Source organism: Pseudomonas baetica, assembly GCF_019733355.1.
GTDB lineage: Bacteria > Pseudomonadota > Gammaproteobacteria > Pseudomonadales > Pseudomonadaceae > Aquipseudomonas > Aquipseudomonas baetica_A.
The window spans coordinates 14,981-40,632 of record NZ_JAIHLQ010000014.1 but is presented as its reverse complement, the minus strand read 5'-3'; the positions used below and the strand labels follow the sequence as shown (position 1 = coordinate 40,632).

Here is a 25,652-nt window from a genome sequence, read left to right as displayed (position 1 = left end):
GTTAATGGAACCTCGTACAGCAACGAAAGCGCTGAGCGCACAACTGATGCGTGGACGTCTTGACGTCAACGTTGATGATGCTGTCATTGCCCCCGACTCACTGTTCGGCTTCGCCGAGCGTCGTAATCCGAAGCGGGCATTCCTGTTCGTGTCTAAAGTGCTCGGACGACATATTCCGGTGCGTCCCTCGGTGATGGCCGCCAGTTTTGAAAGCCTGGCCGCAGAAATTCCGGCGGATTTGCCGGGGCCTGTCCTGGTTATCGGCATGGCCGAAACCGCCGTCGGCCTCGGTGCCGGCGTGCATCGGGCATATAGCGCCACTCGCCCCGATACGGTGTATATGGTCAGCACCCGTCATCCCACGGGAACCGAGTTGTTTACCCGTTTTGAAGAAGAGCACAGCCATGCCAGTGCGCATCTGATTCACTTGCCAGTCGATCCGCAAGTGCGTGAGCAGATGCTCAATGCCCGTTCGCTGGTGCTGGTTGATGACGAGGCCTCGACGGGCAAGACGTTCATCAATCTGCACCGTGCTCTGGTCGATGCCGGTCTGGACAAGGTCGAACAAGTCGTGACCTGTGTGCTGACGGATTGGTCCGGCGGCGCAGTGCGTGCTGCGCTGGGTGATTGCGCGCATCAAGTGTCGCTGTTGCAGGGTTCTTACCAATTCTTCGAAGACCCCGATGCGCCATTGCCCGATATGCCTGCGGTGGGCACTATCGCCGCCGGTGACTGGCCGGTGAATTCGGATAATGACTGGGGACGCTTGGGCGTGCGCTCTGTTGGCGACTCGTTGGCCCCAGACCTTCACGTACAACCCGGCGAGCGGATTCTGGTCGTGGGCACCAGTGAGTTTGTCTGGCGTCCGTTCTTGCTCGCCGAACGTCTGGAGCGCGCGGGCGCGGATGTGCATTTCAGTTCGACCAGCCGCTCGCCGATTGCACTGGGCCACGTGATCGAGCACGCCTTATCGTTCGCTGATAACTACGGTCTGGGCATTCCCAACTTCCTCTACAATGTGCGCCCGGGTCAATTCGATCGGGTGCTGATCTGTTCGGAAACCCCAGCGCAGGCGGTCTCTGCCGAGTTGCTGCAGACTTTGAACGCGCAGGTGATCGTCGATGACAATTAATCGCCCCTTGGCGTTGGTTGATCTCGACGACACGTTGTTTCAAACCGCGCGCAAGATGAAAGAAGGCACACCACGCCACACGGCGACACTTGATATACATGGCCAGCCCAACGGCTACATGAGCCCTGTGCAGAAGTCGATGGCCGAATGGCTGCTGGCAACGACCGATGTGGTAGCGGTAACGGCGCGCAGCGTAGAAGCGTTCACGCGGGTCAAGCTGCCATTTCAACAAGGCGCCATTTGCTCCCATGGCGGTGTGATCCTGGGACCGGACGGCAAGCTCGATCAGGCCTGGCAGGACCGCATGAGCGATATCCTCGCGGCCTACCAAAGCCGCCTGCCGGAGCTCAGTGAGGCGACGCTGGCCATTGGCCGGCAGTTGGGCATTTCCTTGCGCGGTTGGGTGGTTGAAGAGCAGGGGTTGCGCCACTACGTGGTGACCAAGCACAACGAATCCAGTGACGAGGTGCTGAGCGCGGTGCTGGCTGAAGTTCAGGCTCAGGGATTGCTGGATGGCATGCATATTCACGCCAATAGCAACAACCTGGCGTTCCTGCCGCAGGGCTTGTCCAAGCAGGCAGCGGTTCAGGAGTGGTTGCGCCGTGATCGTGAAATCAACGGTGAACGCCCTGTGCTGGGCTTTGGCGACAGCATCACCGATCTGGCCTTCATGGAGGAGTGCCACCTGTGGGCGACTCCGACGCGCAGCCAATTGGCCAAGCGGGCAGGGGCTTCGATCCATGAATGAAACCATCACCGACCTGGTAACGGTGGGCAGCGGAAGCTATGCGCCGGATGACGTGCATTTCCTGTTGCAGGCCGTGCAGATGGACGTGACGGACGTCGAGGAAAAAGAGCGACTGATTCAAACGAAGCAGAAGCACTATTCTGAAATGATCAGTCAGGAAAGCGCCCCAAGTGAAACTCACAAGGCACTGTACGAGCGTGTTCTGGCGCAAAACGGTGCGCGCATGGCCACGGATGTTCAAGCACTGGCGCTAGGTTTGAATGAGGCGTGTACCGGCACGTCTATCGTGCTGGTGTCGTTTGTACGCGCCGGCCTCCCGCTGGGTGTGCTGTTGCGTCGTGCGTTGATCGAGATGGGGCGCGAAGCCTTCCATTACGGCATCAGCATCGTCCGTGATCGCGGCATCGACACGGTTGCCCTGGAGGCCATCATTCAGACTCACGGGGCCGAGAACATCGTCTTCGTCGATGGCTGGACCGGTAAGGGCGCGATCAGCGGCGAAATTCAGCGCAGCCTGAGCGCTGATGCACGCTTCCCGAAATCTCCGCGACTTGTCGTGCTGGCCGATCCTTGCGGCCGAGCGTGGATGGCGGCGTCCGCCGAGGATTGGGTCATCCCCTCGGGGATTCTGGGAGCCACAGTCTCCGGTCTCGTCTCACGTTCGATCTGGCCTGTAAACGGCGGGCTGCACGGCTGCGTGGTCTATGACCACCTGCAGGAGCACGATGTGACACAGGTATTCATCGAGCAGATCGAAGCCCAGCGCAAAGTCTTGGGCATCGTCCCCAAAGCCCTGCCGTGGACCGACGAACAGCGTCTCGAACTCCAGGGCGCGGCCACCCACGTCGTCGAATCGCTGGCGGCACGTTTTGAGGTGACCAATCTCAATCGGGTCAAGCCGGGCATCGCCGAGGCGACACGCGCCGTGTTGCGTCGTGTCCCGCACCATGTGTTGATCCGCGACCGTAGCGACAGCGATGTGCAATTGCTGATGCACCTGACAGAAGCTGCCGGCGTTCCAGTCGAGGAGGTCGGTGCGCAGTTGGGGCCTTACCGGGCAGTGACGATCATTCGGAGTCTGGGCTGATGAAGACCCTCTCGCCCTATGCCCTCGGTGCCACGCTTTACATGCCCGCCACCCGGCCGGATCTGCTTGATGTGGTGTTCCGAAGCAAATTGCCGGAACTTCGCTCCCTGGTGGTTTGCCTCGAGGACGCGATTGCAGACATTGATATCGAAACGGCGCTGGCCAATCTGCATGGCTTGCTGACGGTTATCGATCAGCGTGGCGGTCGTCCCGAGGGCGGCCCGTTGTTGTTCGTTCGCCCGCGTGACTCGCAGATGGCTGCGGTACTCAACGACTGGCCGCTGATGTCGCATGTCGATGGATTCGTCATCCCGAAACTGACGCTGGCCAATCTGGGCGCCTGGGAGCAGGCCGTGACTAATCCCGCGCTGTTCCTGATGCCGACGCTGGAAACCACAGATGTCTTCAATCCTGGCGCCATGGTTGAACTGGGGCAGGCGCTCAAGGCCAGCCTCGACCAGCGAATCATCGCCTTGCGCATCGGTGGAAACGACTTGATGGGCAGCCTTGGCCTGCGTCGCAATCCGAGCACCACGCTCTACAGCACGCCGATGGGATACGTGATCCCGATGTTGGCAGGGGTCATGGGGTCGCAAGGTTTTGCGTTGACGGCACCGGTGTTCGAGCAACTGGCGTCGCCTCAGTTGCTCAAGGAAGAACTGGAGTTCGATATCGCCCATGGTCTGGTCGGCAAGACCGCCATTCACCCCAGTCAGATTGAAATCATTCAGGACACCCTGCGCGTCAGCCTCGAGGATTTCAACAGCGCCAAACTGATCGTCAGCGACGTAGCACCGGCGGTATTCAGGCATAACGACGCAATGTGTGAGCCCGCGACCCATTACAAATGGGCGACCCGGATTCTTGAGCGCGCGCGGTGGCACGGTATCCGTCATGCGGAAGCCGGTGCCGGCGAAACATCGATTCGTCTGGCTGAGGCCTCAGGATGAAAGAGCAGATCGACAATGCAACCGCGCTGCAGCGGCCAGTCCTTGCGGTGTTCGACTTCGACGGCACATTGACCCGGCACGACAGTTTCGTACCGTTTCTGAAGTTTGCATTCGGAGCACGGGAGTTCAATCGGCGCCTGCTCAGTCTGGCGCTACCCAGCCTGCGATTCGTCGTGCGGCGCATGAGCCGTGACGAACTCAAGGCGCAGTTGATTCGCACGTTTCTGACCGGTGTGAAGCTTGAGTGGCTGCAACAGCAAGCCGCGAGTTATTGCACGCGGGTCTGGCCGCGATTGATGCGTCCTTCGGGCTTGCTGGCGATTGAGGCCGAGATCAAATCCGGCGCGGTGGTGACGCTCTGTTCAGCTTCACCGGCGCTGGTACTGCAGCCTTTCGCCGAGCGTCTTGGCGTCAGTTTGATCGGCACCGAACTGGAAGTGGTGGACGGCGTATTGACCGGGCACATCACCGGCAACAACTGCAGATGCGAGAACAAAGTCCAGAGGCTTGAGGCTGTCTACGGCGTTTTGCAGCAATTCCGGATCAAAGCCTGGGGCGATACCCGAGGTGATCATGAGTTGCTCGCCGCAGCCGAAGAACCGCACTGGCGGCATTTTCATCCGGCATGGCGTCGTGGACGTCTGCGAGTCGCCAATGGAATAAATCCGGGCGTGCGCGGTGCGCAGGCCGACCTGCATGTGGCGCGCACATCCGATCGCCACATGAACACCGATGACCAACAAGGAGCGTAACGATGGCACTTACCCTGAGCAAAAAACAGTCCATTTCCCTGGAAAAAACCGCCGGCACTGCGCTGACCAGCGTCAGCCTCGGCCTGGGTTGGGACCCGGTAAAGGCCGGTTTTCTCGGCAAGTTGATGGGCAATGGTGGTGAAATCGACCTGGACGCTTCGTGCATCCTGCTCGACGCCAGCCTTCAACCGATCGACCTGGTGTGGTTCCGCCAACTGAAATCTCAGGACGGTTCGATCCAGCATTCCGGCGACAACCGTACCGGTGAAGGCGCGGGTGACGACGAAACCATCCACGTTGATCTGCAGCGTCTGCCGGCGGTCGTCCAGCACCTGGTTTTTACGGTGAACAGCTTCACCGGGCAGAACTTCGAAAAAGTCGAAAACGCCTACTGCCGCATCGTCAACGCCAGTAACAAGAATGAGCTGGCCCGCTTCAATCTGTCCGAGCGTGGCGCCCACACCGGCATCGTGATGGCTAGCCTGTCTCGTGATAGCGATGGCTGGAAGTTCACCGCTATCGGCCAGACCACCAACGGCCGTACCGCCGATGACCTGGTGAACCTGGCCGTTCAGGCGCTGCGCTAATGGCCACTCTTGCTCCGGGCGGCAACGCACCCGTTGCCAGCGGCCCGCTTCGCGTCGACATCAATTATTCGCCGATTCCAGGCGCCGATATTGATGTCTCGGCCTTCGCTCTGGGAACCACGGCAAAGGTTCGCGGCGATGGCGATATGTGCTTTTACGGTCAGCCGAGTGTGCTGGGCGGTGCGGTCACCTTGTCCGACTCCTCGGCGGGTCGCGCGGTGTTCACAGTTGACCTGAGCCGACTGGAGCCGGCCGTGGAAAAGGTCGCACTGACCGCCACGATCTACGAAAACAAGGCCAGTTTCGAGCGCGTCTCGCAGCTGTCGGTCGTGGTGTCCGGTGGTATCGAAGCGCAGATCTCTACCAGTGGCATGAAGGAAACCGCGCTGATCCTGGGCGAGTTTTATCGTCGCCAGGGTGAGTGGAAATTCCGTTGTGTTGCACAGGGCTTCAACGGCGGGCTTGAGCCATTGGCCAAGCACTTCGGGGTCGATGTCGCCGCGCCAGCAGCGGCGCCAGCACCCGCTCCAACACCCGTGCCGCCTGCACCTGCGGCGCCGAAGTCGTCGATCAGCCTGAGCAAGGTGACCCTCGACAAGACGCGCAGCTCTATCAGTCTGGAGAAGACCGCGGCCGGTTTCGGTGAGATCAAGGTCAACCTGAACTGGAACAAGCGCAGCTCTGGCGGCTTCTTCAAAAGCAGTTCTTCGATCGACCTCGACGTGGGTTGCCTGTACGAGTTGCAGGACGGTGAGAAGGGCGTCGTGCAAGCGCTTGGCAACTGCTTCGGCAGCCTGAACCAAGAGCCTTACATTCAACTGATGGGTGACGACCGTACCGGCTCTGTCGCCGGTGGCGAGTGGCTGCACATCAATGGCGCGAAGTGGGCTGAAGTACGCCGCATCCTGATTTTCGCCTTCATCTACGAAGGGGCTCCTAACTGGCGCGAGACCGATGGCGTAGTAACCATCTACATCCCGAATCAGCCGGAGATCGAGGTTCGCCTCAACGAAGAGGGCGGACGCGATGGTATGTGCGCCATTGCGATGCTCGAAAATGACAACGGCGCCGTCAAGGTTTCCCGGCGGGTGGATTTCCACCGTGGGCATTCTGCGGTGGATAAAGCCTACGGCTGGGGCATGAACTGGCGCGCCGGTTCGAAATAGTTACCTTGGCGGGGCTTGGGGCCCCGCCCTTTTAGAGGACTTCAAAATGCTTGCATGGCTTAAAGAAAACGCTGCATTGGCACGCGACAAACTGACCTCTGAGGTCAGCAAGTTCAAAAATCAGAAATTCATGGATGCCACGACCGCAGCCTGCGCATTGGTCGCTGCTGCAGACGGAGAGATCTCCTCCGCCGAGAAAACCAAAATGGCCGGGTTCATCAACAACTCGTCAGAATTGAAGGTTTTCAACATGGCCGACGTCATCAAGTCCTTCAACGCTCACTGCGAAAAGTTTGAGTTCGACTTTCAGATCGGTCAGGCGGAAGCGCTGAAGACCATCGGCAAGATCAAGAACGATGCGGGTGCTGGCCGCTTACTGGTCCGTGTTGCCTGCGCCATCGGCGCGTCGGATGGCAACTTCGACGACAAAGAAAAAGCGGCTTGCCGTCAGATTTGCCTTGAGCTGGGTTTGAACCCGGCTGATTTCGAACTTTAAGGAGCTGTACTTGGACAGTCACATTGGATTTCCCCCACTGACCATGGCGGTATTCGTCGGTATTGCGCTGGGCGCACTGCTGCTCGACATGGTTACGCACCGTGGCGACAAGCCCATTTCGCTGGCTAAAGCCTCAATCTGGTCGGTTTTCTGGATTGCCATCTCGCTGGCGTTCGCAGGCTTTCTGTATGTCCAGCACGGGCCGCAGGTCGCGAGCCTGTTTGTCACCGGTTATGCGCTGGAGAAAGTCCTGAGCGTCGACAACCTGTTCGTGTTCATGGCGATTTTTGCCTGGTTCAAAGTGCCTGATGGCATGCGTCACCGGGTGCTGTACTGGGGGATCATCGGCGCGATCGTGTTCCGTGGGATCTTCGTTGCCATTGGCACCGGCCTGTTGGCGTTTGGCCCATGGGTCGAGGTGGTTTTTGCCGTGATCGTCGCCTGGACCGCCATCATGATGCTGCGCAGCGGCGGTGATGACGAAGAAGAGGAGGACTATTCCAAGCACATGGCCTACCGCTTCGCGCAAAAGCTCTTTCCTGTATGGCCAAAGCTGTATGGCCACAACTTTTTTGTGTCCCGCAAGCAACTCGAAGTGGAACTGAAGAAACCTGAGCACCAGGGTATGACGCTCGCGGCCAAAGGCACGCTGTTCGCCACGCCGCTGTTCCTGTGCCTGGTGGTGGCTGAGGTGTCCGACATTCTGTTCGCCTTCGACTCTGTGCCGGCGGTGATCGCCGTGAGTCGCGAGCCGCTGATCGTCTACTCGGCCATGCTGTTCGCCATTCTGGGCCTGCGCACCATGTACTTCGTTCTGGAAGCCCTGAAACGCTATCTGGTCCACCTGGAAAAATCGGTTATCGCACTGTTGTTCTTCATTGCTGTCAAGTTGGGCTTGAATGCAACGGATCATATGTTCCATCACGGCTATACCATCGACGCGAACACCAGTTTGCTGATCGTGATGGTTGTTCTGGCGATAGGCGTCGTTGCCAGTCTGATCTTCCCTGCAAAGGAAGATGCACCGCTTGAAAACCAATGAGTAATCGTCTTCACCACAAGGAGTAATACCCATGGCACTGACTCTTCAAAAGGGTGCAAACCTGTCTTTGACCAAAACCGACCCGAGCCTGAGCAAGATTCTGGTTGGCCTGGGCTGGGATCCGCGTGCAACTGACGGCGCCGAGTTTGACCTGGACGCGAGCGCTCTTCTGCTGGGTGCGAATGGCAAGGTCCGCGGCGAAGCTGACTTCATTTTCTACAACCAGCTGAAAAGCCTGGACGGCTCGGTTGAGCACACTGGCGACAACCGCACCGGTGCTGGCGACGGCGACGACGAAGTGATCAAGGTCGACCTGAGCCGTGTCCCGGCTGACGTAGACAAGGTGGTCTTCGTCGTGACCATTCACGACGCCGAAGCGCGCAAGCAAAGCTTTGGTCAGGTGGGTGGTTCCTTCATCCGTGTCGTTAATGACGTGACCAGTGCCGAAGTGGTTCGTTACGACCTGGCTGAAGACGCCTCTACTGAAACAGCGATGGTGTTCGCAGAGCTGTATCGCCACAACGGCGAGTGGAAATTCCGAGCCGTGGGTCAGGGTTACGCCGGCGGCCTGCGCGCCTTGGCCAACTCCTACGGTATGAACTTCTAAGCAACCCCCAACAAAAGGAATCTGAACATGGCTGTAAGTCTGTCCAAAGGTGGCAACGTTTCGCTGTCCAAAGAAGCTCCGGGCCTGTCCGAAGTGATCGTGGGCCTGGGTTGGGATCCGCGTGTCACTGACGGCGCCGAGTTCGACCTGGATGCGTCGATTTTCATCGTCGGTGAAAACGGCAAAGTGCTCGACGACAACGGCTTCATTTTCTACAACAACAAAACCTCTGCCGACGGTTCCGTTGAGCACATGGGCGACAACCGTTCGGGTGCTGGCGAAGGCGATGACGAACAAGCCACCGTCAAACTCAACGGCCTGGCTGCCGCTGTGAAAAAACTGGTGTTCTCGGTGACCATCCATGACGCCGAAGCTCGCAAGCAAAGCTTCGGTCAGGTGTCCAACGCCTACATCCGTGTGGTCAACAAGGCTGACGGTAAAGAACTGGCCCGCTACGACCTGAGCGAAGACGCTTCCACCGAAACAGCGATGATCTTCGGTGAGCTGTATCGCAACGGCGAAGAGTTCAAGTTCAAGGCGATCGGCCAGGGTTTCGCTGGCGGCTTGAAGCCTCTGGCCGAAGCTCACGGCGTGAGCATCGGCTAACCTGAAAGGGTTGGGAGGGGCCCCCTCGCGAGGGGGCTTTTTCTTGCCCGGCGTTCGGGCAGCGCAATTATCCGCACGCCGTCAGCGAATAATGCCTTTGGCCTTGGCCTCTTTGAGCCAGATCGGGAACTCGGCCATCAGCATGTCATAGAGCTGTTCCTCGCTGATGTCGTGCAGGTCGTCCAGTGCGAAGAAGCCGCAGTTGTCGACCACGCGTCCCGGCAGGGTGTCCAGTTTCTCCAGAATGCCGTAGCCGTGGCCACCGAGCCCGACGAATTGCCAGAAAATCGGCAGGTTCGCCGCGTCGACCATCAGACGAGTGATTTTGCGGCTTTCAGACACGCCGCCGTCGCTGATGAACAGGACATACATCGGCGTGCCGTCGTCGGATTGCTTAAACTGCTCCACGACTTTCTGGATGACTTTCGGCTCATCGTTGATCCGGCTGCCGAGTTCCCAGTTTCTCCAACCTCTATTGTCGGTGTCGATGAATGCCTTGTGATTGCCCAGCGTCACCGGCGAGAGGCGCAACGGCTTGGCGCCGAACGCCCAGCAATCGAGCTCGCCGTCCTCATCGAACGACACCGCCAGCGGCAATAGCCGGTTGACCACTTCCTGCACCCGGCCTTTGGCGTACTTATGGTTCATTGAACCAGAAGCATCAAGCACCAGAACAACCCGGGCCTTGGTATGGGTGAGGTTGGCTTTTTCCAGGCTGATCTGTGCTTTCTTTGCCAGGCTGACCAGATGCGGTGCGGCGTCGGCGATTTTTTTCTCGAGGGATATTTTGGCTGGTGCTGGTGCTGGTGCTGGTGCTGGCGCAGGGCTTTCAGCAACCTCGCCACCGAAGTGATTCACCAGCGCATCCAGACCTTGTGCGTAACCTTGCAGGTTCGAGAGCAAGCGCCATTCGCCGTTCTTGCGATACAGCTCGGCAACCATAATGGCTTTCTCGGCGCTGAACGTCGCCCCGGAAAACGCACATTTAGCGACGGTCTGGCCGGCAGGGTTGGACACGCTGAAGTGACTGGCACCGATAGCGCTCATCGTCCCTTGGCCGTCGATGGAGGCTGTGAACACCAAGCGGTCTATGGAGGTGGGTAACTGCGCGAGGTTGATTTGAAAGCGGCCCTGATCTTCGATTTTTACGCTGGCGCATGGCGTCGTCGGTTGATTGAAAAAGACCATGTAGCGATCGTCTGAAAGTTTGCCTTGCGCGTCGACGCCGAAACAGACGAAATCGATGACGTCGCTGGACTGGATCTGTACCGCGAGTGTGAGCGATTGCCCCTGAAGAATGTTTGACAGGGGGAGCCGCTGTCCTTGGGTGATCTGCATCTTGCTTCCTTGAGTGATGATTTGCTGCCTCGGCGCAACGCGTCGGCGCACGCCGAATATTCTGTTATCCGATAATGCGCGGGCGATTGAATAGCCCGCGCATTATCACCCTAAACCGGCTAGCGACGGTCGATGGGTTTGTGCTCAGCGTTGCACCGCCACCAACATCATCATCGGCCGCTCCTGTTCTTCAGCCAGCGCCGGTTGCGCCGCGATATCCGCATCGCTTGGCCCCCATTCGTTGACATGACGAATGCTGAAACCAGCGCCAATCAATGAATTGAGCAACGTGCCGACCGTGCGATGCTGCTTGATCACGCCCTCGGCCAGCCAGTTCGTTACGCGTTCCCCTTCCATCTGATAACTGTCCAGCGGCCAGCGCTTGCGACCTTCACTGTCGATCAGCCAACCCGGATTGCGCGGTGCCATGAAGATCGGGTGCTCGATGGAGAACACAAAGTGCGAACCCGGTTTCAGCGCGCCGTAGAGGTGGGCAAACAGCCCCGGCAGATCCTTGATGTAGTGCAGCGCAAGCGAGCTGTAAGCCAGGTCAACACTGCAAGCGGGCAAGGCGAGTTGTTCAAGATCGGCGCGTTCGTATCGGATGTTCGCCGCCGTGGTGGTTTCGCGCGCGCGCTCCAGCATTTTTTCCGAGACATCCAGCCCCAGCACGTTAGCCGCGCCCTGTTCACTGGCCCAGCGGCTGAACCAGCCATAGCCGCAGCCCAGGTCCACCACGTTAAAGCCATGCAGGGAGGGCAGCAGCGCTTTGAGCGCCGGCCATTCCGGCGCGGCATCGAGGCCGCCGATGGAACGGTTCATCTGACTGTAGCCCTGGAAAAATTCGGGATCGTCGTAAATGTTTTGAGTCATGGGTGAAGTGCTCTTTTGAGTTCAGTCGTCAGCGGCAAATTGGCCGCGATTGGGATTCCCTCGAAAGTGATGACGCGTATTCGTCGATGGCCGCGCAGGGAGAGGGGGGTGGTCGATGAGGAAATGCTAGCGGGTCGTGCACCAAGTGAGAACCGGTGGAGTGTTGTGGATCTGTAATGTCGGACGAATCGACGTTTTTTGGGTGTGCGTAAACGCTTTCTGAAGGATGTGTTTAGAGGCGTTCGGTGTTACGTCCTGAAGCCTACAAATCCTTGCGTCGTTGCCTACCGGTACGCCAGAATCCGCCGGCTTGTGCGCCTGGGGGGCGGTCGGTAACTTGGTTCGCGTCACTGATTTCCAGTGATCGGGTTTAGCAGCCCGGCTAGGTTTGACCAACGGTTGCACATGCATCTTCCAGTCAGGTTCGCCTGCGCTTGATGGTGGCTGTGCGCATGGCATCTTCGGATGCGCCGGGTTTTTGGTCTTCCTACCGGTCTGCTAACTTGCGCACAGCTGCCACCCTTTCGTATAGCAGCGGGATGGTTGCGGTTACCGATAGAGGAAGATTTCATGTTCAAAGTTACGCCCAACCCCCCAGAAACCGATCCGGCATCCCCTTACGAATCGACCGGCTCAGAAAAATCCCACGAAGCCGCCAAACGCGCCCTCGACCACGGTCTCAACCCAGCAGCCCAAATCATGGGCTCTACCAACGAGCCCGAACCGATGTTTCTCGCCAATCCGGCGTACGACACCGAATCCCTGCTGGCCAACGCCAGCGAAACCCTCGGCTCGGCCACCACCATGCTCAACAACTTCGCCGCGCTGCTCGACAACTCGCACCGCAAGACCATACTCGGCATTGCGCAGGTCGTCATGTTGGGCGAATTGGCGGTGAATCAGGCGCTGGATAACGTCATGCCTGCGGAGTAGGCGCGGCGCGGCTTTCTACAGCCATGAAAAACCGGTCTTCAAGACCGGTTTTTCATGGCTGTAGCAAAATTCAACCCTGCTGCAAAATTTCTTCAACAGATCCTTCTTCGGGTGCGGCACCGTGACCAGTCCAGGCTTGGTCGGATGCTTGAAGTGATGATGACGGCCTCTGACGCTCACTCAATACCAAATGCCTGCGACGAGCCGGCCGATTAAAAATGGCTATTCACAACACCTCTCTGTGGTGTGCTCGGTGGGTGCTATGCCTACTGGTTTTCTGTGATCAACACTATAACCACCGAGTGGTCATCGTCCGTTGTCGAGATCGTGGCGAGAGGGCGTCTAGAAAAGGAACTGTCGAGGGGCTGGAGAGTGTGTTGCCGGCTTTTGCATTGTTTCGACAAACTGACATGGACCCGTTTTCAGACACAAAAAAACCGGCCATCAAGGCCGGTTTTTTCTGTTTCTGCATCCCCCGTCAAAAAGCATGACGTGAGACCTATATTCGATTGGAGCGGGTAGAGGGAATCGAACCCTCGTCGGAAGCTTGGGAAGCTACTGTTCTACCATTAAACTATACCCGCTCAGAGCGGCTGACTTTGTACCAGAGTCGCCAACGAATTTGAAGTTTTCTTTTGCGTGCGATGGCTTTAAATCGCTGAAAACGGTCAATCGCGGGTGAGCGCTGCGGGTAAGTAAACGAAAATCTCAGCCCGGCAGGCTCGCTCGCGACGACGCTTTTTCAAATGGCCAGTGCATGGTGATCCTGAACAAACGAGTAACGCGTTCGGCTCGCCTGCGGTGCCGGTTTCAGAAAGCCGAGCAGGGCGTTCTGGCTGTCGCGACATGCTGTCTTGTGCTCCATGTCGAGAAAGTGCCCGGTGGCCTGCAGCGTGGTGAAGGTGCTCTGCGCCACATGGTTGCCGAACAGGCGCGCATCGTCGGCGGCGGTGTACTCGTCCCATTCACCGTTGAGAAACAGCACCGGCACGTTGATTTTCTGCGCTGCATTCAAATAGCACAGACGATCACTGTGGAGCACGTCGCTGATGTGGAAGTGCATCTGCCCGTATTCGTGCTCGGCCAGGCTGCTGACGTGGCGGTAGTTGAAGCGCTTGAACAGCGACGGCAGATGTTTGCCGATGGTGCTGTTGACCAGTTCACCGACCCGGTCGCCATCGCGTTGGCCGAGGTAGTCGACGCCGCGCTCCAGGTAATCGAGCATGTGCGCGTTGATCACCGGAGAGAATGAGCTGATCACGGCTTTTTCGATGCGCCGTGGCTGGTGTGCGAGGGCAACGAGTGTGGCGGCGCCGCCCCAGGAAAACGACAACACATGCTCAGCGCCGAAGTGGTCGATCAACTCCAGCAGGATCTGCCCTTCGACTTCTTTCGTCAGATGTTTCTCGTGCAGGTTGTGGGCTTTTGACTTGCCCGCGTAGGGCTGGTCGTAGCAGACCACGTTGAATTGCGGGTGCAGGTTTTTCACAGTCTGTGCAAACGACGCAGTCGTGGCCATCGAGCCGTTGACCAGGATGATGGTCTTTTCTGCGGCGTCTGCGCGATAGAACTCCGTGTAAACCCGATACTGACCCTGTATATCCAGCACAGCGATTTCTGGCCTCATGTCATAAGACTCCTGGCAAGCAAGCGGGTATGCGCGCAAATAGAGATTGCACGAGCTTTGTGACAGGTAGGCATACGCCTGAAATTTGCTTGGCCCATGTCGATCCGGTACGGCAGGTCGACGGGTATTGTTATTGGCGGGCAGTCTGCCGGCTGAGGCGCAGCCCTGAGGGCTGTCTACCGGCAAAAAGTTTCTTAGAGGTATGGTGTGACTCGCCGGTCACATTTCGGCCGACGTCCTGATTCAAGCAGGGGGATCAGGATCGCGCAAGTGCCGTTGGTAAATTCTTCGACGACTTCTGCTGAGCGGTCGCGGGTTTAGAACAATTGAATCTCTTCGGTGCGCAAAGCGCGGTACTCGCCCGGTTTTAGCGCGTGATCGAGCAGCAACGGACCCATGGATTCGCGGTGCAGGCGCAGGACTTTGTTGTTGAAATGGCCAAACATGCGCTTCACCTGATGGTAGCGGCCCTCGACGATGCTCAAGCGCGCCGATCTTGGGCCGAGCAACTCCAGATGCGCCGGTTGCGTGGTCAGATCCTCGAAAGCAAAGTAGATCCCCTCGGCAAACGTGAGCGCGTAGTGCGCGCCAATGTCCTGTTCGGTCTCGACGTAATAGACCTTCGGCAATTTGGTCTGCGGCTGGGTCAGGCGTCGCGACCATGTGCCATCGTTGGTGATCAACATCAGCCCGGTGGTGTTGAAGTCCAGGCGGCCGGCGATGTGCAGGTCGTCTTTGTCCGGCTCATCGATCAGCTCGAGCACGGTCGGGTGTTGTGGGTCGCGGGTGGCGCTGACGCAGCCCGCAGGCTTGTGCAGCATGAAGTAGCGCGCCGGTTTGCCGAGTTGCAGCACTTGGTCATCGACTTCGACGCGGCTGAATTCCAGTACATCGCTGTGGGGATCGATGACGATTTTTCCGTCAACCCGCACGCGCTTTTCCACCAGCAACAGGCGAACCTGCTGACGGTTGTAGCGGGGCAGATTGCTGAGGAAACGGTCGACGCGCATGTTCAGGTTTCGCTGGGTGAAGGGCGCGCATCTTACGGGATTGGCTGGCTGGCCGCTTGCAGTTGCGCCTCGACCTGCGCGCACCGTGGGCACAGGCAGGATTTGTCGCGCAGTTCGGGCGGCAATGCTTCGAGCACTGCCGGGTCGATGCTCACGCCGTAGCACCAGCAGGCGCGGTCGGCGGTGCGCGGGTCGGCCAGGCTGCAGTCGTTGCGGGCACCGCAGGCCGGGCAGAGGTCGGGTCTTTCAATGACGTCAGGCATAAGTCGAGTGAGGCATTTCCACGCAGGTGCGGTTGCGGCCGGTTTGTTTGGCCCGGTACATCGCATGATCGGCCCGGGACAGCAGGCTGTGCAAGGTGTCATCCCGTTGCAGGGTGGTGGCGCCGATGCTCACCGTCAGATTTAGCGTGTGGCCGTTGTAGGCGTATTCGTGTTGTTCGACGTGCTGACGGATCTTCTCGGCAATTTTCTGACCGGTTTCGCCGTCGGTGTCCTTCAGCAAAACGATAAATTCCTCACCGCCCCAGCGGCAGACGATGTCGGCATGGCGCAGGCAGCTCTGTAGATCCCGGGCGAAACCGATCAACACTTGATCGCCTGCCATGTGGCCGTAGGTGTCGTTCAGCACTTTGAAGTGATCGAGATCGAGCAGCAACGCGGTCAGCGATTTGGTTTCGCGTTGCGCTTCGTGCAGGGCTTGCGCGGCCAGCAGATCAAAGCCGCGCCGGTTCGGCAGTTCGGTGAGGCTGTCGAGCGTGGCCTGGGCCTGGATTTTCGATTGAAACCGTTTGATCACGCGGTTCAGTAGCGCCAACACAATCAAGGTCACCAGCAGGCAGATCAGCAGATTGAGGTACAGCGACTGACGGATTTCACTCAGTGCACCGTCTTCGCGTTTATCAACGAACAAGTACCAGTTCAACTCCGGGATAAACCGCACGTTAAGGAAGTGCCCCTGACCGTGGGCGGAATATTCGTAGCTGCCGCTGTGGGGCTTGGGCAATTGGCTGACCAGGCTTTTCATGCTGTCGATTTCGCCGAGGCTCTGGCCAATGTGCGCGCCTTCAGGTCCGCCCTGGGCACCGGTCAATACCAGTCGGCCAAAGGTGTCGACGAAGTACACACTGCGTTGATAGCGCTGTTGGTATTTGTCGATCAGCTTGATCACCGCGTCCACCGTCAGGCCGACACCCGCCGCGCCGATGAAGCGGTTGTGGTAGTCGTAGACCTTGTAGTTGATGAAGAACGTCAGGTTGTCCTTGTTGGCCAGATCCGGGTCGACGTTGATCTCGTACGGGTCTTTCATGTCGCGCACGCGGAAGTACCAGGCGTCACGCGGCTCCTCGACCTTGACCTGCTTGAGCACGCCTTTGGCGTGGTAGTAGGTGAGGGTGCTGTTGGAGACGAAGAACGCGGTGTAGGCGCCGTAATGGGTCATGACTTCGTCGAGATAACGGGTCATCTGCTCGGGGTTCTGTTCGCCGTTTACCACCCAGTCGCGCATGAAGGTGTCGCGGGACATCATCGAGGAAATCAGGATCGGCCTGACAAGGTCTTTCTGGATTTCCGAATACACGGTGTCGGACGTCAGCGGCAGTTCGGTGTTGACGATGTTGTCGCGGATCGACGTGCGCGAGGCGTAGTAGCTGAGCAACGAGGTGGCGAGGAAACCGGCGCCCAGCAGGGCGATCAGCGTCAACACCAGTGAACGTTGGGAGTACAGCGGAGAACGAAGCGGCATGGCAGATCCGTTGGCAGTGGCCCGATGGCAAACATTCTAATGGGACTGCGGGGGAAATATCTGCCCCATGTGCGGCGCGAATGGTCGTTCCTGTATTCGCCTGAAGTGACACCACCCTTTGTAGGTGGGCGCCTGCTCGCGATGGGGCTGTGACACTCACCCATGATGCGGCTCAAACACCTCCATCGCGAGCAGACTCACGCCTGCCAAGGAGCGCCTCAGACCAGGGTTTTCAGATAGGCCCGCCACCCGCCCAGATGGCTGATATCCACGGCGCCTTCCAAGCCATACGGCTCACAGATGAACCCGCTCTCCCAGCGCCCATCCGCCAGTTGCACCTTGCCCAGGCCGAGTGGGGCGGGAATACCGGTAAGGAACGAGCCCAACTCGCTGCTCGGCAACTCCCAGACTTCCACCGCAATGGCCACGCCGCCATCCTTCACCCGGACCATGCCTGGGCGCCTCGGTGGGCCGCCAGCCAAGGCGTGAAGTTGATAGTCCGGCGAGCTGAACGTGGTTTCCAGCAAGCGCCCACCCCGTTGCGTGAGCTGTCCGTTCAACGGCAAACCTTGCAGATGCGCGCCGCACACCACCACACGCGCGCGGTCATTGCGTGCCACGTTCGCAGGTGTTGGCTGCGCGCAATCTTGCTGGCGCTGCAGCGCATCCGCCACGCTCAACAGGTATTGATCGGTGAACGCCCGTCCGAACAGCGTCACGCCCCACGGCAAACCATTGGCCATGAACGCGCTTGGCACGGCGACGGCGGCGTAATCGAGCAGGTTCATGAAGTTGGTGTAGTAACCGAGTTCGGAATTGCGCAGCACCGGTTCGGCGTCCAATTGCGCCAGTGTCACGGGACGGCCGAGGGTCGGGGTCAGCACGCAGTCGAGGTTTTCGAGTGCCTGATCGCAAAGCGCTTTCAGGGCTTGCAGCCGATATTGGGCGCGGAAGGTCTGCACGCCCGTCACCGCCGCAGCCTTGGCCAGCACAGCACGGATCACCGGCAAGACCGCTTGGGGATTCTCTTCCATCAATTCGCCCGCCACGCTGTAGCGCTCGGCGACCCACGGCCCTTCGTACAGCAAGCGTGCGGCTTCCAGGAACGGCGACAAATCCAGCTCGACCGCTTCGCCACCCAGGGCCTGGAGCCGGTCGATGGCATCGCCGAACAGCAGCGGGCCTTCGACGCAGCCGAAAAACTCCAGATCCTGCGCACGTGGGACTCCGAAGCGAAACGGCTGTGGCGCACCGAATGCCGAGCCGTCATTCCACGCCGGATTAGGGCGGCTGTACTCATCCCGTGGATCGAGTTTTGCGGTCAGTGCCAACAACTGACTGGCCTCGCGCGCGGTCGCGGTAAACGTGGTGACGCAATCCAGCGTCCGGCACGCCGGCAGCACCCCGGCCGTGGAGATCAGCCCTTTGCTCGCTTTCAAACCGACCAGGTTGTTCAGGCCCGCCGGTACTCGCCCTGAACCTGCGGTGTCGGTGCCCAAGGCAAAACTCGCCACGCCCAACGCCACCGCCAGCGACGAACCGGCGCTGGAACCTCCGGACGGATAGTGCGGCAACACGCTGTTCGGACATGCGCCGTAGGGTGAGCGGCTGCCGTTGAGGCCAGTCGCAAACTGATCGAGGTTGGTCTTGCCCAGCGGAACCGCCCCCAGCGCAATCAACTGTTCGACGATGGTCGCCGAACGCTGCGGCGTGTACGCGAACGCTGGGCACGCGGCGGTGGTGGGAATGCCCGTTAGATCGATGTTGTCCTTGATCGCAAACGGCACGCCGTACAGCGGCAGGCCGTCGATGTCGCGGCCGTCGAGGGCGGCGAGGTACGGCTCCAGTTCTTCGACACTGAGCAAGTGGATGAACAGGTGATAGTCGGGATTCAGCGCGGCGGCTTTTTCGCGCAGTGCAGGCAGCAATGTGCGGGGTGTTGTTTCGCCCTTGATATAGGCCTGGCGCAGAACATCGAGTTGCAGATTCATGAGTTGATCCTTTTCCAAATGGGTTCAGTCGAGTTCCAGCACCACGACCCGTTGACCTGCGCGCACCGCCGAACCCGGCTGCACACGAATTTCGCGTACGACGCCAGCCATTGGCGCGAGCACGGGGATTTCCATCTTCATCGATTCGAGAATCACCAGCACATCACCCGCCGCGACGCGGCTGCCAGCCTCGACTTGCACTTGCCAGAGGTTGCCGGCGATATGGCTGTCGATGCTCTGCAAGCCGTGCGCCAACGGTGCGTCCTCGGTTGATGGCGGCGCCACTTCTTCGCTGTCGAAGTGCGCCTGACCGCTGGCGATCCAGCGCTCGCGCTCGGCGTTGAATGCGCCTTGCTGTTGGTTGCGAAACGCACTGATGCTGTGCGCTTCACGGCTCAGAAAATCCTGATACTCAGCGAGGTTGAGTTGGCTGTGTTCGATGTCCAGTTCAAAACGCCCGAGGGGAAAATCCCTGCGGATACGCAACAACGCCTCGGCGCTGACCGGGTAAAAACGAATCTGGTCGAAGAAGCGCAGCAGCCACGGTTTGCCATCGAATGCCGCCACTTCGCGATAGCGATTCCACATCTGTAACGTACGCCCGACGAACTGATAACCGCCCGGGCCTTCCATGCCGTATACGCACAGGTAAGCGCCCCCGATGCCCACCGAGTTCTCGGCGGTCCAGGTGCGTGCCGGGTTGTATTTGGTGGTGACCAATCGATGGCGTGGGTCGAGCGGAGTGGCCACCGGCGCGCCGAGGTAGACGTCGCCAAGGCCCATCACCAGATAGCTCGCATCGAACACCGTGCGCTGTACTTCGTCGAGGTTCGGCAGGTCATTGATGCGGCGGATGAACTCCAGATTGCTCGGGCACCATGGGGCATCCTTGCGCACGGTGGTCATGTATTTTTCGATCGCCAACTGACAGGCCGGGTCGTCCCAGGACAGCGGTAAATGCACGATGCGCGACGGCACCTGCAAATCCTTGGCAGCGCACACCGCGTCCCATTCCCCTGCGACGATGCCGAGCAGGTCGGCGAGTGGCAATTGTTCGGGCTGATAGTGAACTTGCAGCGAGCGAATGCCCGGCGTGAGGTCGATCACACCGTGCAGGGCTTTGCTTTCCAAAGCTTGCATCAGGGCGTGAGCGCGGAAGCGCAGGACCAGATCGAGTTCAGGCTCACCGATTTCCAGCAACAGGTGAGTATCCCCGCAGACTCGCGCAACAAGCCGCCGATCCCCCTGACCCAACTCCAACACCACAGGCGACACCAAACCCTGCGGGAGCGGGCTTGCTCGCGAAAGCGGTGTGTCAGGCACATCAATGTTGACGGACACGGCCTCTTCGCGAGCAAGCCCGCTCCCACAGGGGGTATCCCATTTCAGGGCGAGTTCGCGGGCGGTTTTGAGGCCCACCGGGATGAACTGGATTTTATCGCCAGCCTTGAGCTGCCCTAGCTGCCACAGATCGGCTTCGATCACCGTCACCGGGCACACAAACCCGCCAAGGCTCGGGCCGTCCGGGCCGAGGATCACCGGCATGTCACCGGTGAAGTCCACGGCGCCGATGGCGTAGGGATTGTCGTGAATGTTTGAGGGGTGCAACCCGGCCTCGCCACCGTCGGCGCGCACCCATTCCGGTTTCGGGCCGATCAGGCGCACGCCGGTGCGGCTGGAGTTGAAGTGCACTTCCCACGGGGTCGCGAAGAAGGTGTCGATGGCGTGTTCGGTAAAGTATTCCGGTGCGCCGTGAGGGCCGTAGATCACGCGAATCTGCCGCACGGCCGGCAACACGCTGATGTGCTGCGCTGCGAGGTGTTGACCGGCGCTGCGATCGGCCAGCGCCGGTATGTGCAACACGTCGCCAGCGCGCAAGGCACGACCGCCATGGCCGCCGAACTGGCCGAGGGTGAACGTGCTTTTGCTGCCCAGATAGTCCGGCACCTGCAAGCCGCCGCGCAGGCACAGATAACTGCGCGCCCCGGCACCGTTGATGCTGCCAACGTTCAACGTCGCGCCCGCCGGGATCAGCAGCGCGGTGTTCATTGGTACGGTCTGACCATCGCACGCCAAGGCAATCGGCGCCCCGGTCACCGCCACCACCGCCTCGCAGTTGAAGCGCAGCATTGGCCCGCTCATGGTGATTTCCAGCGCCGCTGCGCCGTCGGCATTACCAAGCAGGCGATTGCCCAGACGCAACGCGCGGCTGTCCATGGGCCCTGAGGGCGGTACACCGACGGCCCAGTAACCGAGGCGACCGGGATAATCCTGCACGCTGGTTTGCGTGCCGGCGCTGAGCACTTCAAAGGTATTGGCGCGATAGACCAGGTTCTCAAGGCAGCGGGTCCACGGTTCACCGCTGGCGAACGGGGTGTCGAGCAGAATCTGGCGCAGGTAATCGCGGTTGGTTTCTACGCCGTACAACTGGCTGTCACCGAGCGCCTGATGCAGTTCTGTGCGCGCTTGTTCACGGTTCGGCGCCCAGGAGATGACTTTGGCGATCATCGGGTCGAAGTATGGCGGGATCTCGCAGCCAGCCTCGACCCACGTGTCGATGCGTAACTCAATGCCGTTGGCCGGTGGGAATTCGACAGCCGTCAGCAGGCCCGGGCTCGGCTGAAAATCACGCCCCGGATCTTCCGCATACAAGCGCGCCTGAATAGCATGGCCGCCGGGTTTCAGGTCGCGGTACAAGTCGGCGAGCGGCGCCAGATCACCCGCGGCCAGTTCGACCATCCAACGCACCAGATCCACGCCCCAGACCTGTTCCGTGACGCCGTGCTCGACCTGCAAACGTGTGTTCACTTCAAGAAAATAGAAGCGCTGCGCTGCGCTGTCGAAGACAAATTCAACGGTGCCGGCGCTACGGTAATTGACCGCTTTGGCCAGTTTGATCGCCGCCGCACACAGCTCATCGGCCATGCCGACTGGCAGGTTCGGCGCTGGGGTTTCTTCGAGGACTTTCTGGTTGCGCCGCTGCACTGAACAGTCGCGCACACCGAGGGCGATGACTTCGCCGCGACCATCGCCGAATACCTGCACTTCCAGATGCCGGGCGCGCTGAATGTACTTCTCGATGAACACCCCAGCGTCGCTGAAGTTGTTCTGGCCGAGACGCTTGACCGCTTCGAATGAGTCGCTCAATTCGCTGGCGCTGCGGCACACGCGCATGCCGATGCCACCGCCGCCAGCGGTGCTTTTGAGCATGACCGGGTAGCCGACGTGCTCGCCAGCGATCAGCGCCGCGTCGAGGCTGTCGAGCAGTTCGGTGCCTTCGAGCATAGGGACGCCGTGCTGTTTCGCCAAAGCGCGGGCGGTGTGTTTGAGGCCGAACACTCGCAGTTGCTCCGGCGTCGGGCCGATGAAGGCGATGCCTTGGGTTTGGCACGCTTCAGCGAAAGCGGCGTTTTCCGAGAGAAAGCCGTAGCCGGGATGAATCGCCGTGGCACCGCTTTCTTTGGCAATGGCGAGGATTTTATCGACATCCAGATAAGTGCCGGCCGCTGCACCTTCGCCAAGGCTGTGGGCTTCATCGGCTTGCAGGATGTGCAGGCTGGCGGCATCGGCTTCGGAGTAAACGGCGACGCTTTTGACCTGCAACGGCGCGAGGGTGCGCAGAATGCGGCAGGCGATGGCGCCACGGTTGGCTATAAGGACTTTTTCGAACATGGCATAACCCCTGAAGGGGAAGCGGGCCGTCCCGCCGTTTTTCGACTGGCATCCGGGTCGTCCCGGATGAAAAACACGTTCTCCCAATCAGCACAAAACCCTTGTGGGAGCGGGCTTGCTCGCGAAAAAACTGTGTCAGTCAGCAGGTGTATCTGATACACCGCTTTCGCGAGCAAGCCCGCTCCCACCTTTTGATCAGGGGCGTGCGGACGGTTTCAGGCACTGCCCGGATCGGGCCTGGCACAGGGCAAACAACCAGCGGCGCAAACGGCTGAATTTCAGTTCCATACCAGCAGCTCCGCAGGAGTCGGGTTGTAGGCGTTGCACGGGTTGTTCAGTTGCGGGCAGTTGGAAATCAGCACGATCACGTCCATCTCGGCGTGCAGGTCGACGTATTTGCCCGGCGCGGAAATCCCGTCCTCGAAGGTCAGCCCACCGTCGGCAGTGACGGGGACGTTCATGAAGAAATTGATGTTCGGCCCGATGTCGCTTTTACCCAGTCGGCCGTCGTGCACACAGGCCCGCAGGTAGTTGTCGCGGCAGCTGTGCATGTAGCGTTTTTCCAGGGCGTAGCGCACGGTGTTGCTCTCTTGCGCACAAGCGCCGCCGAGGGTGTCGTGGCGTCCGCAGGTGTCGGCGATGAGGGTCAGCATCGGTTTGCCGAGGTTGGAATAAAGCACGCTGCCGGTGCTCAGGTAGACGCTGTTCTGCCGACGCAAGGTGCGTTGCACGTCGTAGCGCTCTTTGGGATTGGCGACGCTGTAGAACAAAGTGTCGATCGCCTGGTTGCCTTCCAGATCAAGAATGCGCAGGGTCTGGCCGGCCTTGACCTCCATCAGCCAGGGTTCGCCGGCAGGGATGGTCGCGCGGTAGACCGCAGTGTCGGGTTGTCTGTTTTCGCAAACGTCAGCAGTAGCGATGGCAAATGACATGGCGGCGATCCTCAGGCGAACAAACGGTCAGTGTTGATAAAACCGCGCTCGTTCTCGGGGCGCGAGGTGCGGCAGTGTTCGGCGACGCTGGCATCGGCGTTCATCCAGCTCAGCTTCAATGGTTTGGGCGCGTAGTCCGGCGCCGGGTCCATCGGGTGTTGCAGGGCGGTGAGGACGATGAGGGTGTCCATCGGCGCGTACAGTTCGATGTAGTCGCCAGCCTTGGAGTGGTCTTCGACGAAGTGGAAATGTCCCGCTTCATCGACGTTTACGCGGCTGAACAGATTGAGGGTCATCAGCAGGTCGGACAGGCCCAGCCCCCACTTGCCCAGTTCCACCAGCAGGTTGTCGGTGCCATTGCGGAAGAAGCCATTGCGCAGTTCCTGGTAGCGCCCCTGGCCGTACTTGTGCGCGACTTCTTCTGCGCAAAGCACACCGCCGAGGCTGTCGCTCCAGCCGCAAGTGTCGGCGGTGATGGCTGCCAGCACGCGGCCCATGTCCGAATACAGGCAGTGGCCGGTGGTGAGCTTGGCGGTGTGTTGGCATTTGAGGCTGTCGGGCAGGTTCAGCCGCTCGGTTTTTTCGTTGGCGTTGAGCAGGGTCAGGCTGACGTTGGCGCCACCGCGCAGATCGGTCAGGCGCAGCAATTGGCCACGCTTCAACACGAAGGAACGGTGACCGCCACCGGGCAGCATTTCTTCTGCGAACGGTGGGAACAGTTGGGTCGAATCAGTCATTGGAATATGCCTCTCAAGCAGTTCGAAGTGCGCCCGCCAGTGACGCCGGCAAGGCTTCGACGGCGGCGCGTTGGGCGCGGCGGTCGCTGTTCAAAGGGATGTCATAGGTGATGCGTGCGCCATAGGCGCCGGGGGCATGCGGGTCGAGTCGAACCTTGTCGAACACCAGCAAACGAGTGCCCAGGCTGAAACCTTCGGCAAGGTCATGGGTGACCATGAACACCGTCAACGGCGTCTCGCGCCACAGGTCCAGCAGCAGGGCATGCATGTCTTTGCGGATGCCTGGATCGAGTGCGCCGAACGGTTCGTCGAGCAGCAATACTCGCGGTTTCATGATCAGCGCCTGAGCAATCGCCAGCCGTTGCTGCATGCCACCGGACAGTTGCGCCGGATATTTGTCCAGCGCATGACCGAGGCCAACTTTGTGCAGCAGCGCCGAAGCGTGTTCGCGTGCTTCGCGCCTGGCGCTGCCGAACAGACGCCCCAGCAACGGCGAGTGCGGTAGCTCAAGGCCGATGACGACGTTGTCCAGCACGCTCAGGTGCGGGAACACCGAGTAGCGCTGGAACACCACGCCACGGCTGGCATCGGGCTCGCTGGCCAGCGGTTGACCGTCGAGCAGAATCTCGCCGCGACTGGCGGTTTCCTGGCCGAGCAGCAAACGCAGGAAGGTCGATTTACCGCAACCGGACGCACCGACCAGCGTGCAGAACTCGCCCTCGTTGACGTTCAGGTTCAGGCCTTCGAGCACGACCTGATCGGCGTATTGCTGCCAGACGTTTTTCACACGGATGAAGCTCATTTGGCGGCCCCTTCGTACCAGGGAAATGCGCGCCGCGTCAGGTGTTTCAAGCCCCAATCCATCAGCCAGGCGAGGAGGGTGATCCACACGACGTAGGGCAGGATGACGTCCATCGCCAGATAGCGGCGCACCAGAAAAATCCGGTAGCCGAGACCGTCGGTGGAGGCGATCGCCTCGGCGGCAATCAGGAACAACCACGCCGAACCGAGCATCAGCCGCAGCGAAATCAGCAAACGTGGCAGCAGTTGTGGCAGCACCACGCGCAGCATCAAGGTCCAGGTCGAGGCGCCGAGGGTCTGCGCCTTGATCAGCAACTCGACGGGGATTTCCCGGGCGCGCTGTTCCAGATCCCGAGCGAGTGCCGGTGTGATGCCGATCACGATCAGCATTACTTTCGACAATTCGCCCAAGCCGAAAACGATGAACAGAATCGGCAGGATCGCGAGCGGCGGCACCATCGACAGCACCGTCAGCAGCGGTGACAACGGTGCACCGAACAACGGTAATGTCCCGGCAGCGATGCCCAGACACAGCCCGGCCAGGGCAGCGATGCCGAGGCCGATGGCCAGGCGTCGCAGACTCGAAGCGGTGTCCTGCCACAACAGGTAGTCACCGGTACGTTTGTCGGCATTGAAGGCCAGGCGTTTTACAGCCTCGCTCATCTGCACCGCGCTGGGCAGCAGTTTGTCGTTGGGGTTGTCTGCCAGTCGTTCGGCCGAGCCCATGAAGTAGGCGAACAGCAACAGCGCGAACGGCAGGATCACCAGCAACAAGCGGCTCGGACGATCCGGGTGGCGATTGATCAGGCGCATGGCCAAATC

At 59.9% G+C, this 25,652-nt stretch carries 25 protein-coding genes and 1 tRNA gene; 12 read left to right on the top strand and 14 right to left on the bottom strand.

Annotated features, from left to right (window positions below; translation table 11 throughout):
• The first annotated feature begins 4 nt into the window (after positions 1-4).
• The 11 genes from K5E40_RS14440 to K5E40_RS14390 are packed head-to-tail and all read left to right on the top strand — an operon-like array spanning position 5 to position 9,173.
• Positions 5-1,132 carry a phosphoribosyltransferase domain-containing protein gene (locus K5E40_RS14440; RefSeq protein ID WP_221731369.1) on the top strand — a complete coding sequence of 376 codons (1,128 nt, stop codon included), beginning with the start codon at positions 5-7 and terminating at the stop codon, positions 1,130-1,132.
• Positions 1,122-1,880 carry a trehalose phosphatase gene (locus tag K5E40_RS14435; protein ID WP_221731368.1) on the top strand — a complete coding sequence of 253 codons (759 nt, stop codon included), beginning with the start codon at positions 1,122-1,124 and terminating at the stop codon, positions 1,878-1,880. Before K5E40_RS14440 ends, K5E40_RS14435 begins: the two co-directional genes overlap by 11 nt.
• Positions 1,873-2,967: a cysteine protease StiP family protein gene (locus K5E40_RS14430; RefSeq protein ID WP_221731367.1), complete on the top strand. Its 1,095-nt coding sequence runs from the start codon at positions 1,873-1,875 to the stop codon at positions 2,965-2,967. The genes K5E40_RS14435 and K5E40_RS14430 overlap by 8 nt, the downstream gene beginning before the upstream one ends.
• Entirely contained in the window at positions 2,967-3,917 is a 951-nt protein-coding gene (locus tag K5E40_RS14425) for an HpcH/HpaI aldolase/citrate lyase family protein (protein ID WP_221731366.1), read from the top strand. The genes K5E40_RS14430 and K5E40_RS14425 overlap by 1 nt, the downstream gene beginning before the upstream one ends.
• Positions 3,914-4,669: an HAD family hydrolase gene (locus tag K5E40_RS14420; protein ID WP_221731365.1), complete on the top strand. Its 756-nt coding sequence runs from the start codon at positions 3,914-3,916 to the stop codon at positions 4,667-4,669. Before K5E40_RS14425 ends, K5E40_RS14420 begins: the two co-directional genes overlap by 4 nt.
• A 2-nt stretch (positions 4,670-4,671) precedes the next feature.
• Positions 4,672-5,256, top strand: a complete 585-nt coding sequence (locus K5E40_RS14415) for a TerD family protein (RefSeq protein ID WP_221731364.1) — start codon at positions 4,672-4,674, stop codon at positions 5,254-5,256.
• Entirely contained in the window at positions 5,256-6,422 is a 1,167-nt protein-coding gene (locus K5E40_RS14410) for a TerD family protein (protein WP_221731363.1), read from the top strand. Before K5E40_RS14415 ends, K5E40_RS14410 begins: the two co-directional genes overlap by 1 nt.
• 46 nt (positions 6,423-6,468) lie before the next feature.
• Complete coding sequence (locus K5E40_RS14405) at positions 6,469-6,918, top strand: tellurite resistance TerB family protein (RefSeq protein WP_221731362.1); 450 nt, start codon at positions 6,469-6,471, stop codon at positions 6,916-6,918.
• Between the two features lie 43 nt (positions 6,919-6,961).
• A complete protein-coding gene (locus tag K5E40_RS14400; protein WP_221731472.1) occupies positions 6,962-7,960 on the top strand; it encodes a TerC/Alx family metal homeostasis membrane protein in 999 nt (332 codons plus the stop codon).
• A gap of 31 nt (positions 7,961-7,991) precedes the next feature.
• Entirely contained in the window at positions 7,992-8,567 is a 576-nt protein-coding gene (locus tag K5E40_RS14395; protein ID WP_221731361.1) for a TerD family protein, read from the top strand.
• 27 nt (positions 8,568-8,594) lie between these two features.
• A complete protein-coding gene (locus K5E40_RS14390) occupies positions 8,595-9,173 on the top strand; it encodes a TerD family protein (protein WP_221731360.1) in 579 nt (192 codons plus the stop codon).
• A gap of 81 nt (positions 9,174-9,254) precedes the next feature.
• On the opposite strand, the gene K5E40_RS14385 is transcribed toward K5E40_RS14390, so the two are convergent.
• Both K5E40_RS14385 and K5E40_RS14380 read right to left on the bottom strand, forming a co-directional pair.
• The gene (locus K5E40_RS14385; protein WP_221731359.1) at positions 9,255-10,511 is read right to left on the bottom strand and encodes a VWA domain-containing protein; all 1,257 of its coding nucleotides are present in this window, start codon (positions 10,509-10,511) and stop codon (positions 9,255-9,257) included.
• A gap of 144 nt (positions 10,512-10,655) precedes the next feature.
• Positions 10,656-11,384: a class I SAM-dependent methyltransferase gene (locus tag K5E40_RS14380; protein ID WP_221731358.1), complete on the bottom strand. Its 729-nt coding sequence runs from the start codon at positions 11,382-11,384 to the stop codon at positions 10,656-10,658.
• 570 nt (positions 11,385-11,954) lie between these two features.
• On the opposite strand from K5E40_RS14380, the gene K5E40_RS14375 reads away from it, so the two are divergent.
• Positions 11,955-12,317, top strand: coding sequence for a DUF6124 family protein (locus K5E40_RS14375; protein ID WP_221731357.1), 363 nt, complete (start codon positions 11,955-11,957; stop codon positions 12,315-12,317).
• Between the two features lie 15 nt (positions 12,318-12,332).
• Here the strand turns inward: K5E40_RS14375 and K5E40_RS14370 are convergent, their stop codons facing one another.
• The 12 genes from K5E40_RS14370 to K5E40_RS14315 form a co-directional block, all read right to left on the bottom strand.
• On the bottom strand, positions 12,333-12,497 hold the full coding sequence (locus tag K5E40_RS14370) for a type II toxin-antitoxin system HicA family toxin (RefSeq protein WP_311775950.1): 165 nt from the start codon (positions 12,495-12,497) through the stop codon (positions 12,333-12,335).
• Positions 12,498-12,827: 330 nt separating this feature from the next.
• Positions 12,828-12,901 (bottom strand) — tRNA-Gly (locus K5E40_RS14365).
• A 158-nt stretch (positions 12,902-13,059) separates the two neighbouring features.
• A complete protein-coding gene (locus K5E40_RS14360; RefSeq protein WP_221731356.1) occupies positions 13,060-13,944 on the bottom strand; it encodes an alpha/beta fold hydrolase in 885 nt (294 codons plus the stop codon).
• A gap of 317 nt (positions 13,945-14,261) precedes the next feature.
• Positions 14,262-14,954 (bottom strand): pseudouridine synthase, encoded by a 693-nt coding sequence (locus K5E40_RS14355; RefSeq protein ID WP_221731355.1) that lies wholly within the window; start codon positions 14,952-14,954, stop codon positions 14,262-14,264.
• Positions 14,955-14,986: 32 nt separating this feature from the next.
• On the bottom strand, positions 14,987-15,205 hold the full coding sequence (locus K5E40_RS14350; RefSeq protein WP_311775952.1) for a cysteine-rich CWC family protein: 219 nt from the start codon (positions 15,203-15,205) through the stop codon (positions 14,987-14,989).
• Between the two features lie 4 nt (positions 15,206-15,209).
• A complete protein-coding gene (locus tag K5E40_RS14345) occupies positions 15,210-16,697 on the bottom strand; it encodes a sensor domain-containing diguanylate cyclase (protein ID WP_221731353.1) in 1,488 nt (495 codons plus the stop codon).
• Between the two features lie 218 nt (positions 16,698-16,915).
• Positions 16,916-18,688, bottom strand: coding sequence for an allophanate hydrolase (gene atzF / locus K5E40_RS14340; protein WP_221731352.1), 1,773 nt, complete (start codon positions 18,686-18,688; stop codon positions 16,916-16,918).
• Positions 18,689-18,712: 24 nt separating this feature from the next.
• A complete protein-coding gene (gene uca, locus K5E40_RS14335) occupies positions 18,713-22,360 on the bottom strand; it encodes an urea carboxylase (RefSeq protein WP_221731351.1) in 3,648 nt (1,215 codons plus the stop codon).
• A gap of 278 nt (positions 22,361-22,638) precedes the next feature.
• Positions 22,639-23,292, bottom strand: coding sequence for an urea amidolyase associated protein UAAP2 (locus K5E40_RS14330; protein WP_221731350.1), 654 nt, complete (start codon positions 23,290-23,292; stop codon positions 22,639-22,641).
• 11 nt (positions 23,293-23,303) lie between these two features.
• Positions 23,304-24,029: an urea amidolyase associated protein UAAP1 gene (locus tag K5E40_RS14325; RefSeq protein ID WP_221731349.1), complete on the bottom strand. Its 726-nt coding sequence runs from the start codon at positions 24,027-24,029 to the stop codon at positions 23,304-23,306.
• A gap of 13 nt (positions 24,030-24,042) precedes the next feature.
• Positions 24,043-24,831: an ABC transporter ATP-binding protein gene (locus K5E40_RS14320; RefSeq protein WP_221731348.1), complete on the bottom strand. Its 789-nt coding sequence runs from the start codon at positions 24,829-24,831 to the stop codon at positions 24,043-24,045.
• Entirely contained in the window at positions 24,828-25,643 is an 816-nt protein-coding gene (locus tag K5E40_RS14315) for an ABC transporter permease (protein WP_221731347.1), read from the bottom strand. The genes K5E40_RS14320 and K5E40_RS14315 overlap by 4 nt, the downstream gene beginning before the upstream one ends.
• Positions 25,644-25,652: the final 9 nt, after the last annotated feature.

Coding starts and splice junctions, on each gene's coding strand:
- K5E40_RS14385 (WP_221731359.1), bottom strand. CDS start 10,511: ATGCAGATCACCCAAGGACAGCGGCTCCCCCTGTCAAACATTCTTCAG.
- K5E40_RS14430 (WP_221731367.1), top strand. CDS start 1,873: ATGAATGAAACCATCACCGACCTGGTAACGGTGGGCAGCGGAAGCTAT.
- uca (WP_221731351.1), bottom strand. CDS start 22,360: ATGTTCGAAAAAGTCCTTATAGCCAACCGTGGCGCCATCGCCTGCCGC.
- K5E40_RS14380 (WP_221731358.1), bottom strand. CDS start 11,384: ATGACTCAAAACATTTACGACGATCCCGAATTTTTCCAGGGCTACAGT.
- K5E40_RS14415 (WP_221731364.1), top strand. CDS start 4,672: ATGGCACTTACCCTGAGCAAAAAACAGTCCATTTCCCTGGAAAAAACC.
- K5E40_RS14410 (WP_221731363.1), top strand. CDS start 5,256: ATGGCCACTCTTGCTCCGGGCGGCAACGCACCCGTTGCCAGCGGCCCG.
- K5E40_RS14420 (WP_221731365.1), top strand. CDS start 3,914: ATGAAAGAGCAGATCGACAATGCAACCGCGCTGCAGCGGCCAGTCCTT.
- K5E40_RS14440 (WP_221731369.1), top strand. CDS start 5: ATGGAACCTCGTACAGCAACGAAAGCGCTGAGCGCACAACTGATGCGT.
- K5E40_RS14320 (WP_221731348.1), bottom strand. CDS start 24,831: ATGAGCTTCATCCGTGTGAAAAACGTCTGGCAGCAATACGCCGATCAG.
- atzF (WP_221731352.1), bottom strand. CDS start 18,688: ATGAATCTGCAACTCGATGTTCTGCGCCAGGCCTATATCAAGGGCGAA.
- K5E40_RS14405 (WP_221731362.1), top strand. CDS start 6,469: ATGCTTGCATGGCTTAAAGAAAACGCTGCATTGGCACGCGACAAACTG.
- K5E40_RS14315 (WP_221731347.1), bottom strand. CDS start 25,643: ATGCGCCTGATCAATCGCCACCCGGATCGTCCGAGCCGCTTGTTGCTG.
- K5E40_RS14400 (WP_221731472.1), top strand. CDS start 6,962: ATGGCGGTATTCGTCGGTATTGCGCTGGGCGCACTGCTGCTCGACATG.
- K5E40_RS14360 (WP_221731356.1), bottom strand. CDS start 13,944: ATGAGGCCAGAAATCGCTGTGCTGGATATACAGGGTCAGTATCGGGTT.
- K5E40_RS14325 (WP_221731349.1), bottom strand. CDS start 24,029: ATGACTGATTCGACCCAACTGTTCCCACCGTTCGCAGAAGAAATGCTG.
- K5E40_RS14435 (WP_221731368.1), top strand. CDS start 1,122: ATGACAATTAATCGCCCCTTGGCGTTGGTTGATCTCGACGACACGTTG.
- K5E40_RS14355 (WP_221731355.1), bottom strand. CDS start 14,954: ATGCGCGTCGACCGTTTCCTCAGCAATCTGCCCCGCTACAACCGTCAG.
- K5E40_RS14375 (WP_221731357.1), top strand. CDS start 11,955: ATGTTCAAAGTTACGCCCAACCCCCCAGAAACCGATCCGGCATCCCCT.
- K5E40_RS14390 (WP_221731360.1), top strand. CDS start 8,595: ATGGCTGTAAGTCTGTCCAAAGGTGGCAACGTTTCGCTGTCCAAAGAA.
- K5E40_RS14425 (WP_221731366.1), top strand. CDS start 2,967: ATGAAGACCCTCTCGCCCTATGCCCTCGGTGCCACGCTTTACATGCCC.
- K5E40_RS14330 (WP_221731350.1), bottom strand. CDS start 23,292: ATGTCATTTGCCATCGCTACTGCTGACGTTTGCGAAAACAGACAACCC.
- K5E40_RS14395 (WP_221731361.1), top strand. CDS start 7,992: ATGGCACTGACTCTTCAAAAGGGTGCAAACCTGTCTTTGACCAAAACC.
- K5E40_RS14345 (WP_221731353.1), bottom strand. CDS start 16,697: ATGCCGCTTCGTTCTCCGCTGTACTCCCAACGTTCACTGGTGTTGACG.